We start from the raw sequence: 13,054 nt of genomic DNA on the forward strand, positions 1-13,054 counted from the left end.
GCCAAATTTACTTCGTTATAATAGTGACTGTATTAAATATATACAGCTTAATGCGTGGCTAAAGTAAGCAGCATACTGACAATCAAAACATCTTTTCTCACTGTCTTGCATAACCGTATATCCCATCTGTACCTGATACATACTTTATATTTTAAGAAGTTAATAAGCTGTGCGCTTATCTTTACCTAATGGACTATAAATCTTATTGAATTAAGTAAGATTCTTCATGCTAATGACACAACCATTTTCCTACTTTTGTTTTTTACCAACTCTATCTACGTGTAGCGCAGGCCTTTTGTCGCCTACACCATTATCATTTATTGCATATGCTTAGTTTTTAGGCGTACCGGCAGCTGACTATGACTCAACAACCATCGAACGAAACCTCTATGAACCTGACTGAACTAAAAAAGAACTCCGTTGCTGAATTGCTAAATATAGCAAAAGAAATGGGGCTCGATAATTTGGCACGTAGCCGCAAACAAGACATCATCTTTGCTATTTTAAAAAAGCATGCCAAAAATGGTGAAGCCATTTACGGCGACGGGGTACTTGAAGTGCTTCCTGATGGATTTGGCTTCCTAAGATCTTCAGAAGGCTCTTATTTGGCTGGACCTGATGACATCTATGTAAGCCCAAGCCAAATCCGCCGCTTTAGCCTAAAAACAGGCGACTCTATTGCCGGCACCATCCGTCCACCAAAAGATTCAGAACGTTACTTTGCCTTACTTAAAGTGGGTGAAATCAACTTCGATACCCCAGATCGCTCACGTCACAAATTAATCTTCGAGAACTTAACCCCACTATTCCCCACCGAGCAATTAAAGCTTGAGATGGGCAATGGTACAACCGAAGACTTAACCGGACGTGTCATTGACTTAATCGCCCCTATTGGTAAAGGCCAGCGCTCCATTATCGTGGCGCCGCCCAAAGCCGGTAAAACTGTTCTACTACAAACCATCGCTCAATCTATTACCCGCAATAACCCTGAATGCTATCTGATTGTACTACTTATCGATGAGCGCCCAGAGGAAGTGACCGAAATGCAGCGTACTGTGCGCGGTGAAGTGGTTGCATCAACCTTTGATGAACCGCCACAGCGTCACGTTCAAGTGGCTGAGATGGTCATCGAAAAAGCCAAGCGCTTGGTAGAACATAAGCAAGATGTGGTGATTTTATTAGATTCAATTACCCGATTGGCTCGTGCCTATAACACTGTGGTGCCCTCATCAGGTAAAGTGTTGACTGGTGGTGTGGATGCCAACGCTCTAGCCCAGCCCAAGCGCTTCTTTGGTGCGGCACGTAATATCGAGGAAGGGGGCAGCTTAACCATCATTTCAACTGCGCTGATTGATACGGGCAGTAAAATGGACAGCGTTATCTTTGAAGAATTCAAAGGTACGGGTAACCAAGAGATTACCCTTGAGCGTGACTTAGCCGAAAAACGAGTATTCCCAGCCATTAATATCAAAAAATCAGGCACCCGCCGTGAGGAGCGCTTGCTTGACGAAGATACGCTGCGTAAAGTTTGGATTTTGCGTAAACTGCTACAGCCTATGGATGGCGTACAAGCCACTGAGTTCTTATTAGATCGCTTAAAAGAAGCCAAGACCAATGACGACTTTTTCGATCAAATGAAGCGCAAATCACAAAACTAATAAGCTCAAGATAAGCTATATAAATAAAGGCCACTGATTCAGTGGCCTTTATTTATATAGCCAACTAAAAAAGCTTGATAGGTTGGCAAAATCGATACATAGGTGTAACAACAATTACGTATTGAAGGTATAGGTTAGCTATTTTGATACAGTTTTTATGCAGTACTAAGGTAATATGAATTATAAATAACATGAACTATAAATCAGGCCTGACTCATTTTAGTGTATTAGTGCTTTTTTAAAGCTTTCTAATTTGCTTATTTACTTAAGGTCACTTCACGCTTAGGATTAATAAGCTTTAACTCCAAGGAATATATTATGAAACTTGCCAAAACTTTAGCTCTCGCTACAATGACCAGCTCTGCTCTACTGATGGCAGGCTGTAACTCAACAGGTGGCTACAACTACAACAATATGAGCAATACTGCCAAAGGTGCCACAGCAGGCGCGGTTGCTGGTGCTCTTATTAAAAGTAAAGGCGACAGCAAAGATATCGCTAAAGGTGCTGCGGTAGGTGCTGTATTAGGTGGTGGTACCGGTTACGTTATCGACCACACTAACTAATCTAAAGCCATATTAGATTAAACTCAGCCGATAAAAAGAAGCCTGCAATTGCAGGCTTCTTTGTCATCTATCGCCGTAAAACCACCGACTGTAGAGGATAAGGATAAGATAACATCGAGACTATATCCAGACTATATATCCAGACTATACCAAAAACTAAATGCCAAAAACTAAATCGCTCCTGAGAAGGTATCACAATTACGGATATCGCCACTTTGAAAGCCACGAGTAAACCAGTTAACGCGCTGCTGGCTGGTACCATGGGTGAAGTTATCAGGCATAACAGCACGGCCACTGGCTTGTGCTAAGCGATCATCGCCAATTTGACTGGCCGCTTGTAGTGCCTCATCGATATCACCCTCTTCCAAAAACTGAACGCGCTGTTGATTGCGGTTGGCCCACACCCCAGCATAACAGTCAGCCTGTAACTCTTGGCGAACTGAGAGCTGATTGCCTTGTGCTTCACTCAATTGGCGGCGTGCTTCATTTACCTTTTGTGAGGTACCAAGCAGGGTTTGAACGTGGTGGCCGACCTCATGCGCAATGACATAGGCTTGAGCAAAGTCACCTGCTTTGTCTGCGTTTTCAGAATCACCTGATCCTTGTTGATCGCCGGTAATACCTAAATTGTGACGCATTTCTGCAAAAAATGAGGTGTCCAAGTACACTTGCTGATCGCCTGGGCAATAAAATGGGCCGGTCGCTGAGGTGGCACTACCGCAAGCTGAATTAACACTACCATTGAACAGCACCAAGGTAGGCTCCTGATAGCGGCTACCTAGTTCTTGAAATACCTCTTGCCAAACCGCTTCAGTGTCCTTTAATACCACAGATACGAATTGTGCATCGCGGCCTTCATCATCGAGAGGCTGCGTGCTGCTGCTACTGCCTGCTGTCATAGATTGGCCTGTCTGAAAAGCGGTCATGGGGTTCACCCCAAATACCAGCCACAATACCAAACCAATAATAATACCAAAGATACCACCACCTGCAGCCTTACCGCCACTCATACGTACGTTTGAGCTGCCACTTCTACCACGCCATTTCATCGATATACGCCTCGAATATTAGATAAATTGTTTTATATAGTCGTCAAATGCTATGTGTTAACAACGTCAGAGAGAATTTAGAGATAAATAATTACGCTTTATATAAAATTATAGATGCAGTTTGCTCAGTGAAAAAGTATAATTAGCACATATTAGGCACTATTATCAAAACTTGTGCTGCTAAAACTGTCTATATTTACAATTAGTCACTTTTTACCTAAAGTATTTTATAGCTTTTTACTAGCAAACCTATATTATATGCAACCATATAGGATTAGAGTTTAGAGCACCTGCAAACTTTATAAATAGCTATTTTGTATATTTGTTTAGCCAACAGTGGCAATGGTCCGATTACTATAAGTCGCATGTTACGTTAAAAATTGTATCTAAATACAATCTTTAACCAAATTTACTTTCACTTGTAATATTAGTGATGTATAATCGCTAACGAATTCTGACTCTACGAAATTTGATTTATATCAAGTTTAATGACAACAATACTTCCTATTGCTGCGTAACTTTTTATAATGCGTTTTGTCAGTTATATTTCACTTTCTTGGAGAAAATTATGAAACTTAAGCTACTTGCACTTTCAGGTTTAATGGCAGCTACTATGGGCCTAGCAGCTTGTGACAGCAACAAAGAAAACGCTGTTGAAGATGTAAACGACGCTCAAGAAGAGCTACAAGACGCATCTGCTGAGCTTGATCAAGCCGCTGCTGAAGGCGAAGAAACTGCTGCTGCAGACGCTGCTTTAGCTGACACTCAAGCCGCTGCTGCTGATGCAGAAGCTGCTGCTGCTGCTGGTGATGCAGAAGCTACTGAAGAAGCTAACAACTTAGAAGCTGCTGGTACTGACGCTAACGCTGAAGCTGCTGCTGCCGCTGATACTGCTGCTGCAGACACTGCTACTACTACTACTGAGACTACTACTACTGAGACTACTACTGCTCAGTAATTCAGTAATATAGCTTTAGACCTGTCTATTGCCTAGTAACTTTACTTTGTAATAGCACAAAAAAAAGGGAGCCATTGGCTCTCTTTTTTTGTTTGCAGTGCGGAAGCTACTAGACAAATATAGCCTCCAACACGCCATCTAATTGACCTAACTACTTATAAAGCTTATGCCTGTAGCTGACTTTCGTCTACTTGGCGGCGTAATTTTTGACCTGCTTTGAAAGTGACGACACGGCGAGCTGATATCTCTACCTCCTCCCCCGTCTTAGGATTGCGTCCTGGCCGGCTTTTTTTATCTTTTAGAATAAAATTACCAAAGCCTGATAGCTTAACATCCTTACCACCTACTAAATTATCATAGATTTCATCAAAAAATGAATCTACTAGCATGCGGCCTTGTTGTCTGGTAAAACCAAACTTAACCACCAAATGATCAATAATATCTGCTTTGGTTAATGTTTGTGTCTCTGAGTTTTTTGCTTTCATTACGGCTTCCTTATCGTGTAAAACCCTTTTAAATAGTCATCATGACCGGGGAGATTTCATAGAGGGTATCTACCAAGCATCCTACTCAGTAGACCCCCACTTTTTTAGCTGTCTCTTAACTGTGCCCCATGCTCAGTTTGTAGTGCAGCAATCACTTTTTGCATCGCATCATTGACCACGTCATCAGATAAAGTCTGAGCAGGGTCTTGCCATACTAAGGCAAAGGCTACTGAACGCATGCCCTGTGGTGTATGCTCACCTTGATAAACATCAAATAACCAATGCTGTTGCAATAACGCGCCACCAGCTTGGCGAATGCTTTGAGACAAGGCCTGACGTGAAACTTCAGCATCCACCAATAAAGCAATATCTCGGCGCACTTGGGGGAACTTCGATGGGCTAGTGATGCTTTGAACAGCGCGCGCTTGACCCAAAATTGGGGCCAATGCCAACTGCGCCACCCAAGTGCTTGGCAAATCAAGCTTCTGTGCCACACTGGGGTGTAATTGACCCAGCCAGCCCACCACTTCACCATCAATTAACAGCTCAGCACTTTGGCCTGGGTGTAAAAATGCCAACTCACTACGCTGATAGCTGATACGTGATTCATCCAGTGTTGCAGGTAGCAACTGCTCAACATCATGCTTAAGGTCGAAGAAGTCCATAGCACGATTGCTGTGCGCCTGTTCAGGATATACATCACCTGTGGCCACAATAGCTAAGCTTGGCGTTTGCACCAGTTCATCTATGGTAGCCCCCACAAAGCTTAGACCCGTCTCAAAGAAGCGCACCCGAGGCTGCTGACGGTTCAAATTATATTGCACACAAGGGATTAGGCTTGATAGCAAGGTGCGACGCATGACGGCTAAATCTGATGAAATGGGATTGGCCAATGCCAATAAGTTACCCAAATTGACGTCATCTAAGATATTTTCAATCTTTTCATCACTAAAGCTAAAGCTGATGGCTTCCATATAACCGGCATCTACCATCGCCAGTTTTAAGCGATGGGTTAAGTCAGCGGTGTCATCATAACGCATGTCCACGCCTAGCTTAGGCAAGGTACTTGGAATATTGTCATAACCGTAGATGCGGGCAATCTCTTCAATCAAATCTTCTTTGATTTCAATATCAAAGCGGTGGCTTGGTGGCAAGCAATTAAATACGGTATTGCCATCTTGCTCGCTCACTTCAACGTCAATCTCAAGCTGAGTGAGTATGTCAATAATACGCTGTTTTTCTATCTCAATGCCAATAACTTCTGCAACTTTATTAAAAGGCAGCTGTACAGGTACCCGTTTTGGCAGTTTATCACTGTGTTCAATGACGGTAATTTGACCGGCTTTGCCGTGAGCTATGCTGCTGATTAAATTTACTGCACGGCGCAGCGCCGTCAATGGCAGCTCAAAGTCCACCCCACGCTCGAAGCGCTGTGAGGCATCCGTGTGTAAGCCAAACCGGCGAGCACGACCGGCTATGGCCAATTGATCAAAAAATGCACTTTCTAACACAATATTGGTGGTGCTATCGCTCACACTACTTCGCATACCACCCATAATACCCGCTAAGGCCAAGATGCCTTGGTCATCCGCGATAACCAACTCGTCACCTGTCAAAGTTACGGTCTGCTCATTAAGCAGCTCTAGCTGTTCACCAGCTTTGGCCATACGTACTTGAATATCGCCCACAATCTTATCGGCATCAAAAGCATGTAACGGCTGACCCAGCTCTAATAGGACATAGTTGGTCACATCTACTAAAAAATTATGTAAACGCTGACCACTTTGTAATAAGGACTTTTGCATCCAATCTGGTGTCTCAATACTACGGTCAATCTCAAGTACAGGCTGCGCTAAGTAACGTGGGCACGCCTCGGTGGCCTCAACAGTTACTGCTTGTGATGCTTGTACTTCATCGGCTTGAGCCGTAACCTCTGGGGCGGTAATTGGCAAACCATTAATGACGCCAATTTCACGGGCGATACCGCGCACACTAAAGCAATCACCACGGTTTGGGGTAATTGAGATGTCTAATATCTTATTGTCCAGACCCAGATACTCACGAATGTCTGTGCCGATGGGCGCATCATCTGGCAGCTCAAGCAAACCATCTACCACATCAGGCAGATCAATTTCTGATGCCCCGCACAGCATACCTTGTGATTCCACACCGCGCAGCTTGCTTTTTTTAATTTTAAAGCCTTGACCATCTGCGGTAGGCAGCTTGGCACCGATGGTGGCCACAGGCGCGCGCATACCGACTCGTACATTGGGCGCACCGCAGACGATTTGTAGCGGCGCATCAGAGTTGATATTGACCTGAGTCACTCGTAATTTGTCAGCGTCTGGATGTTGCTCAACACTGATAACCTCGCCCACAACCACACCACTAAAGTCGGCAGCGACCGCTTCGATATCATCAATCTCAAGGCCTGCCATGGTTAATTGGTCGGCCAAAGCTTGGGTATCATTATTGGGGTTTACCCACTCGCGTAACCATTGTTCGCTAATTTTCATAGAATTCTCAAAAAGGCTGTCAAATTATTATGTCTGTTATCGTATAAAGTATTTACCAGATAACCTGCCCTAAAGCATATGGGGTCTCCGGATTTATCAGCGCCGAGCTTAGCCAAACTGGCGTAAAAAACGCACATCGTTTTGGAAGAATAAACGCAAGTCATCAATACCGTAATACAGCATTGCAAAGCGCTCAATACCCATACCAAAGGCAAAGCCTGTATATTTTTCGGCATCAATACCACAGTTGGTCAATACTTTTGGGTGTACCATACCGCAGCCCATCACCTCAAGCCATTTGCCGTTGTCCGCTAAGATATCCACCTCTGCTGAGGGCTCAGTGAAGGGGAAGAATGAGGGACGAAATCGCACTGTAAGCGGCTTACCAAAGAAGGCAGCTAAGAACTCGTTAATTAAACCTTTGAGCTCAGCGAAAGTGGTACGCTCAGTGACCATTAGCCCCTCTAATTGATGGAACATAGGTGAATGGGTTTGGTCTGAGTCGCAGCGGTAAACACGGCCAGGACAAATAATACGAATTGGTGGCTCACCCGACTCCATCGTGCGAATTTGTACCGGACTGGTGTGTGTACGCAGCAAGTAATGGGCATCAAAGTAGAAAGTATCGTGCATGGCACGCGCCGGATGGTGCGACGGAATATTGAGCGCCTCGAAGTTATAATAATCGCTTTCTACTTCAGGGCCAGTCGCCACGTTAAAGCCTGCTTGCATAAAAAATTGCTGCATGCGCTGCGCAGTCATGGTCACTGGATGCAGCTGACCTTTTTGTTGGCCACGGGCCGGCAAGCTGATATCGAGACGCTCTGCATTTAGCTTAGCGGTCAATGCTGCTTGCTCTAAAACTTGCTGCTGAGCATTAAGGCTGTCGGTAATCTGGGTACGCAGCTGGTGTAGCCAGCCGCCCATGGTCTTTTTGGCCTCAGCATCAAGCTTGCCCATCTGTTTTGACCACTGGGTTAAGGCGCTTTTTTTACCGGTTAGATTCACCCGCATCTGCTGCAGATCAGCACTGGTTGCAATCTCACTTACGGCCGACTGCGCCGCTTGAGCGTAGTCTTGCAACTCAGCTTCGGTTAACTCGCTTAAAACATCCGATAAGCTTGGCAAACTGGCGATAAGCTCAGTTAAGCCACGTTTACTCTCAGAGGCCGTATGGGTAGCCGTGCTGTCTTGAGTAGATGAGGTGTTATTAGGTGAAACGTCAGATTGAGTCATGTAAGCATTCTCAGAGTTTGTTAGCTATTGGCGATATGGGCTTAAGACGCCTAAAGTTTATGAAAAATCAGATACTGGCCGCACATTAAGAGCAAGTTTATAAGGCGTGTTTGTATAATAATTATGCTAAAGCCGCTCAAGTAATTGTAAGCAAATAAAACAAAAAAAGCCATCATATGCGATGGCTTCTTTTATAACAATAAAAACTACTTAGTGCTTAATTTGTCTACAATAAATTAAGCTAAGGCAGCTTTTGCTTTTTCAGTCAATGCAGTGAATGCAGCAGCGTCATGCATAGCGATGTCAGCTAGTACACGGCGATCGATTTCGATGTTTGCTTTTTTCAGACCATTGATGAAACGGCTATAGCTTAAGCCATTTAAACGTGCACCAGCGTTGATACGAGCAATCCAAAGACGACGGAAAGTACGTTTTTTGTTGCGACGGTCACGATAAGCATATTGGCCAGCTTTAGTTACAGCTTGAACCGCTACGCGATAAACACGTGAACGAGCGCCGTAATAACCTTTAGCGCGCTTTAAGATTTTTTTGTGACGACGGTTTGCTTGAACACCACGTTTTACACGGGCCATAAGATACTCCTAATAAATTGATTTGCCTGAACTTATACTGTCTGTATATTCAATAATATAAGAACTTCGAAAATTAAGTGGGTTAGATGTATGGGCACATACGGCGAACCGCAGCTACATCAGCAACGTGCACCAGTTTAGTACCACGTAATTGGCGAATACGTTTAGGAGACTTTTTGGTCAGAATGTGACGTTTGAACGCTTGTTTGCGCTTGAAGCCGTTAGCAGTTTTTTTGAAACGCTTAGCAGCACCACGTTTTGTTTTCATTTTAACTTTCATAAGAACCTCTTATTCTTTGTTGCCAGCTGAGTGCGTATCTATTAATAGATGACACCTAACTTAACAGCCAAGGGAAAACCTGTTCGTCAGTGGGTGTGTAGCTATAAGCCCTAATAAATCACGGATTATAAATACTATTCCAGCACTGCCTTGAGGTGGGAAGCGCGCATTATATCAGATACTCAGCCTTTAACCAACTAAATTCCTGCGATGGCTCATAAGAAATATGGTAATGATAACAGTGATACAGCGTTTAGCGACACTACAAGCTTCAATCTTGTCATAAAGCTCATTTGCAGCTGTATTAATCGCACCAATCATAGACTACAATGTGATGCCGAGTTGCCTCAAAACCTATATACTAAAACTGATATGTTTATTGTTAAGCCTTTGATACGACTTGGCCGCCTGCTACCCTAGCATACCTTGAGCAGCAAAGACGTCAAGACAACTCATTTAACCAGATACAATAGGGTGCTTTATGTCCTCTCACAATACGCAAACTGCCAAGCCACAACAGATGACAGATGCCAATACCGCTTGGTTAGAACAAGTAACTTTTACCGCTGATGGCCTCATTCCCGCCATTGCACAAGACAAAGACAGCGGCGAAATCCTAATGATGGCTTGGATGAATAAAGAGGCATTGCATCTGACTGCGCAGACCAAAACTGCCGTGTATTTTTCACGCTCGCGCGGTAAGCTGTGGCACAAGGGGGAGAGCTCAGGGCACACTCAAATTGTGCATGACATTCATCTAGATTGTGACGCGGATGTGATTGTACTGACCGTCACCCAAATTGGGGATATTGCTTGTCACACAGGACGCAGATCGTGCTTTTATCGTAAGCTTGATCTATCCGGTGGGGCGCCAAGTTGGCAGACCGTCGCTCCGGTATTAAAAGATCCTGACGCCATCTATGGCACTACTGCATCTGAGTCTGCCAATGATATAATAGCGGCTCAGCATACTGCTCAAGATGGCAGTACTGACACCTATGCGCAGCCAGCATCACACACACAAGCTCACAGCGTATTACAACAGCTAGATGCGGTATTAGTGGCGCGCAAAAAGGCCGATGCCAACAGCTCCTATGTGGCAAGCCTTTATGCCAAAGGTCTTAATAAGATTTTGGAAAAAGTAGGTGAAGAAGCAGTAGAGAGCATTATTGCGGCCAAAGACTTGGCTGCGCTAAGCCAGGTGTCTGCACCTAATACCCAAAACTCTGAGCCGCTAGATGAGGTACAGCAAGCCTTAAGCGATGATTTGATCTATGAGATTGCTGATGTGTGGTTTCACACTTTGGTCACATTGGCATGGTTTAATATCGGGTCCGATCGCATACTGGCTGAGTTGGCGCGCCGCTTTGGCCTCTCAGGCATCGAAGAGAAAAATAGCCGCTCCCATTAAGAGTTAAGTTAATATCTTTATCCCTTTTTTCTACCCTTGCTCGACACGTATAGCCATTTATAACACGGCGATTAAGGCAAACCATTAAGTTAAACCACTGAGTTAATAAAAGGACACCACCATGAGCTTATCTCCCATGCAGTTACTAATTATTCTGGGTATTGCACTGTTGATTTTTGGCACCTCAAAGCTAAAAAATGCTGGTAAAGATTTAGGCGGCGCGGTCAAAGGCTTCAAAGATGCGGTAAAAGATGAAGAAGACGCCCACGCCAAAAGCAAGATTGAACCCAAAGTTATCGACCACGAAGCCTCTACGCACCCTGAGGTGAAAGTGGATGAGGTAAAAATCAAAGCTGAAGACACGCATCAATCCTAATCCTTATTTAATACCGTAATAGGATAATAAGCGGCTATGTTTGACTTTAGTTTTTATGAAATGTTGGTGTTCGGCATCATCGCACTCATTGTCTTGGGGCCAGAAAAATTGCCCCAAGCAGTACGTACGGTCGGCACTTACTACTCTAAGTTTCGCCGCACTGTAGGCACCTTGAAAGCTGAGATGGAGGCAGAACTTGATTTGGCCGAAACCCGTCAGCTGATGCAAAAGGAGCTGGAAAAAATTCGTCTTGCCGAGGCTGAGATGCAAAAGGAGATGGACGAGCTGCGCGGTAGTATGAAAGAGTTTGAGCAACAAAAATCGCAGCTACAGCAAACCTTAAACAGCGCAAGCTTTGCCTCCTCTACAGATACCTCTGTTGAAGTAGAGGCATCAAGTACGTTGAGCGATTCTAATCAGAACATCGCTGAAAAGGCTGCCAGCAAACAAAAGGCATCAGAGCGCTTAGAAAAACCATGGGTGCATCCGGTAGCCAATGCCACTACGATGGGCCAATCTCATTCAGATTATGCTTATGCACCCTCAGCTGCCACTGCTTATATAGACCCTCAAGACCTAGATAGCAGCCAAGCCAACATTACTGATACTGATACTGCAGCTCAGCAAAATCAGCTGCCGCTTACCAGACCTTGGGAGAACATGTGGTTTTTGTTGGGAGATTATGACCGAGCCCGGCGGCTACCGCCAGCACCCTTTGTTCCTGACTATAAGGCCATTCCCCTGCTATATGATACAGCAGCTGGGCACAGCACTAAGGTGGGACCATGAGCTTATTTAAAAACAAAAAAAGCCGCTTTGACACCCCAGCTTCGCTGCTAGACGGTGAAAAAGTGAGCGATAGCATAGAAGACAGTAACAGCTTGGCTGATATGCCCCTAACTGAGCACTTAGTTGAGCTTAGAATGCACCTTATAAAAATCATGGTGGTTGTGGCAGTTATTTTCCTAGCTTTGGTGGGGTTCTCTCGTGAGCTGTATGACTTTATCTCAGAGCCACTTGTTGAGATACTGCCCCATACCTCAACCATGATTGCCATTGATCCGGTGGCCAACTTCATGGCTCCGATCCGCTTAACCTTATTGACTTCGGCATTTTTTGCCATGCCGTTTATCTTATACCAGATTTGGTCATTTGTAGCGCCTGGACTTTATAAGCACGAAAAGCGGATTGCTGTGCCTATTTTATTGTCCTCTATTGTGCTGTTTTATACGGGCGTGGCTTTCGCTTACTTTATCGTATTACGCCGGGCACTGAGTTTTTTGATTACTTTCTCGCCCTCAAGCGTGGTGCCAATGACCGATATCGAAAGCTACTTAAGCTTTGTCACTAAGCTACTAATGATGTTTGGCATTACTTTTGAGATACCGGTGGTGGTGCTTATTTTAGTATTGACCGGTATTGTGTCGGTGGCATCATTAGCGGACAAACGTCGTTATGTGATTGTGGCTTGCTTTGCTGCCGCTGGGGTGATGTCACCGCCGGATGTGCCCTCTATGTTTTTATTGGCCATTCCAATGATTTTATTGTTTGAATTTGGCTTATTAATGGCCAGATTACTGGTAAAAGAGAAACAGGCGGCACTTAAAGAGGGTGAATAACACATACATACAAGGCAAATAACGTCATTTATGCTGAGTTAATCTAATGGCTTAAACTCTTAACTGCGCTCGTCAGTCATCCTCCTTATTATCTATGTTGAATCTGTTATAATGACTAAAGCCAGTACACGCTCGCTACTGGCTAGGATACCCTTCATTGATTGTCTAAATACCCTGTGCGCTGATACAGACCTCATACGCTTCGCCTGCTGCCATTGCCTCGTCAATGGTTTTTTTAACGGTAGTATTTAGCCTATGGCTTAAGTAGATACCGGATTTATTGAGCATTATAGTCCTGCCGTATTTAAG

The 13,054-nt window shown here is 44.4% G+C and carries 14 protein-coding genes; 7 read left to right on the plus strand and 7 right to left on the minus strand.

Annotated features, from left to right (window positions below):
* Positions 1 to 389: 389 nt before the first annotated feature.
* On the plus strand, positions 390 to 1,658 hold the full coding sequence (gene rho / locus MN210_RS12670; RefSeq protein WP_041773372.1) for a transcription termination factor Rho: 1,269 nt from the start codon (positions 390 to 392) through the stop codon (positions 1,656 to 1,658).
* 318 nt (positions 1,659 to 1,976) lie between these two features.
* Complete coding sequence (locus tag MN210_RS12675) at positions 1,977 to 2,222, plus strand: YMGG-like glycine zipper-containing protein (protein WP_011961523.1); 246 nt, start codon at positions 1,977 to 1,979, stop codon at positions 2,220 to 2,222.
* 170 nt (positions 2,223 to 2,392) lie between these two features.
* Here the strand turns inward: MN210_RS12675 and ypfJ are convergent, their stop codons facing one another.
* Positions 2,393 to 3,271, minus strand: a complete 879-nt coding sequence (ypfJ, locus tag MN210_RS12680) for a KPN_02809 family neutral zinc metallopeptidase (protein ID WP_011961524.1) — start codon at positions 3,269 to 3,271, stop codon at positions 2,393 to 2,395.
* 568 nt (positions 3,272 to 3,839) lie between these two features.
* Between ypfJ and MN210_RS12685 the strand changes: the two genes are divergently transcribed.
* Entirely contained in the window at positions 3,840 to 4,229 is a 390-nt protein-coding gene (locus MN210_RS12685) for a hypothetical protein (RefSeq protein ID WP_110817191.1), read from the plus strand.
* 164 nt (positions 4,230 to 4,393) lie between these two features.
* Here MN210_RS12685 and MN210_RS12690 read toward each other — a convergent pair whose 3' ends face one another.
* The 5 genes from MN210_RS12690 to rpmI all read right to left on the minus strand — a co-directional run bounded on the left by MN210_RS12690 (position 4,394) and on the right by rpmI (position 9,339).
* Entirely contained in the window at positions 4,394 to 4,714 is a 321-nt protein-coding gene (locus MN210_RS12690) for an integration host factor subunit alpha (RefSeq protein WP_011961526.1), read from the minus strand.
* A 104-nt stretch (positions 4,715 to 4,818) separates the two neighbouring features.
* Positions 4,819 to 7,230, minus strand: a complete 2,412-nt coding sequence (gene pheT / locus MN210_RS12695; protein WP_338412301.1) for a phenylalanine--tRNA ligase subunit beta — start codon at positions 7,228 to 7,230, stop codon at positions 4,819 to 4,821.
* 108 nt (positions 7,231 to 7,338) lie between these two features.
* Positions 7,339 to 8,466, minus strand: coding sequence for a phenylalanine--tRNA ligase subunit alpha (pheS, locus tag MN210_RS12700; protein WP_227535315.1), 1,128 nt, complete (start codon positions 8,464 to 8,466; stop codon positions 7,339 to 7,341).
* A 236-nt stretch (positions 8,467 to 8,702) separates the two neighbouring features.
* Positions 8,703 to 9,059 carry a 50S ribosomal protein L20 gene (rplT, locus tag MN210_RS12705; protein WP_007394884.1) on the minus strand — a complete coding sequence of 119 codons (357 nt, stop codon included), beginning with the start codon at positions 9,057 to 9,059 and terminating at the stop codon, positions 8,703 to 8,705.
* Between the two features lie 82 nt (positions 9,060 to 9,141).
* Positions 9,142 to 9,339, minus strand: a complete 198-nt coding sequence (rpmI, locus tag MN210_RS12710) for a 50S ribosomal protein L35 (RefSeq protein ID WP_011961529.1) — start codon at positions 9,337 to 9,339, stop codon at positions 9,142 to 9,144.
* A 481-nt stretch (positions 9,340 to 9,820) separates the two neighbouring features.
* On the opposite strand from rpmI, the gene hisI reads away from it, so the two are divergent.
* The 4 genes from hisI (at position 9,821) to tatC (ending at position 12,745) form a co-directional block, all read left to right on the plus strand.
* Positions 9,821 to 10,750 carry a phosphoribosyl-AMP cyclohydrolase gene (gene hisI / locus MN210_RS12715; protein ID WP_338412302.1) on the plus strand — a complete coding sequence of 310 codons (930 nt, stop codon included), beginning with the start codon at positions 9,821 to 9,823 and terminating at the stop codon, positions 10,748 to 10,750.
* A gap of 121 nt (positions 10,751 to 10,871) precedes the next feature.
* Positions 10,872 to 11,126: a twin-arginine translocase TatA/TatE family subunit gene (gene tatA / locus MN210_RS12720; protein WP_011961531.1), complete on the plus strand. Its 255-nt coding sequence runs from the start codon at positions 10,872 to 10,874 to the stop codon at positions 11,124 to 11,126.
* A gap of 36 nt (positions 11,127 to 11,162) precedes the next feature.
* Entirely contained in the window at positions 11,163 to 11,915 is a 753-nt protein-coding gene (tatB, locus tag MN210_RS12725) for a Sec-independent protein translocase protein TatB (protein WP_241878748.1), read from the plus strand.
* Positions 11,912 to 12,745 (plus strand): twin-arginine translocase subunit TatC, encoded by an 834-nt coding sequence (gene tatC, locus MN210_RS12730; RefSeq protein ID WP_011961533.1) that lies wholly within the window; start codon positions 11,912 to 11,914, stop codon positions 12,743 to 12,745. Before tatB ends, tatC begins: the two co-directional genes overlap by 4 nt.
* 165 nt (positions 12,746 to 12,910) lie before the next feature.
* On the opposite strand, the gene MN210_RS12735 is transcribed toward tatC, so the two are convergent.
* Positions 12,911 to 13,033 (minus strand): hypothetical protein, encoded by a 123-nt coding sequence (locus MN210_RS12735; protein ID WP_255016728.1) that lies wholly within the window; start codon positions 13,031 to 13,033, stop codon positions 12,911 to 12,913.
* Between the last annotated feature and the right edge of the window lie 21 nt (positions 13,034 to 13,054).

This window comes from Psychrobacter raelei (assembly GCF_022631235.3).
Lineage (GTDB): Bacteria > Pseudomonadota > Gammaproteobacteria > Pseudomonadales > Moraxellaceae > Psychrobacter > Psychrobacter raelei.

Excerpts from the sequence above, each read along its gene's own strand:
- rho (WP_041773372.1), top strand. The coding sequence starts at position 390 with ATGAACCTGACTGAACTAAAAAAGAACTCCGTTGCTGAATTGCTAAAT.
- MN210_RS12675 (WP_011961523.1), top strand. The coding sequence starts at position 1,977 with ATGAAACTTGCCAAAACTTTAGCTCTCGCTACAATGACCAGCTCTGCT.
- ypfJ (WP_011961524.1), bottom strand. The coding sequence starts at position 3,271 with ATGAAATGGCGTGGTAGAAGTGGCAGCTCAAACGTACGTATGAGTGGC.
- MN210_RS12685 (WP_110817191.1), top strand. The coding sequence starts at position 3,840 with ATGAAACTTAAGCTACTTGCACTTTCAGGTTTAATGGCAGCTACTATG.
- MN210_RS12690 (WP_011961526.1), bottom strand. The coding sequence starts at position 4,714 with ATGAAAGCAAAAAACTCAGAGACACAAACATTAACCAAAGCAGATATT.
- pheT (WP_338412301.1), bottom strand. The coding sequence starts at position 7,230 with ATGAAAATTAGCGAACAATGGTTACGCGAGTGGGTAAACCCCAATAAT.
- pheS (WP_227535315.1), bottom strand. The coding sequence starts at position 8,466 with ATGACTCAATCTGACGTTTCACCTAATAACACCTCATCTACTCAAGAC.
- rplT (WP_007394884.1), bottom strand. The coding sequence starts at position 9,059 with ATGGCCCGTGTAAAACGTGGTGTTCAAGCAAACCGTCGTCACAAAAAA.
- rpmI (WP_011961529.1), bottom strand. The coding sequence starts at position 9,339 with ATGAAAGTTAAAATGAAAACAAAACGTGGTGCTGCTAAGCGTTTCAAA.
- hisI (WP_338412302.1), top strand. The coding sequence starts at position 9,821 with ATGTCCTCTCACAATACGCAAACTGCCAAGCCACAACAGATGACAGAT.
- tatA (WP_011961531.1), top strand. The coding sequence starts at position 10,872 with ATGAGCTTATCTCCCATGCAGTTACTAATTATTCTGGGTATTGCACTG.
- tatB (WP_241878748.1), top strand. The coding sequence starts at position 11,163 with ATGTTTGACTTTAGTTTTTATGAAATGTTGGTGTTCGGCATCATCGCA.
- tatC (WP_011961533.1), top strand. The coding sequence starts at position 11,912 with ATGAGCTTATTTAAAAACAAAAAAAGCCGCTTTGACACCCCAGCTTCG.
- MN210_RS12735 (WP_255016728.1), bottom strand. The coding sequence starts at position 13,033 with ATGCTCAATAAATCCGGTATCTACTTAAGCCATAGGCTAAATACTACC.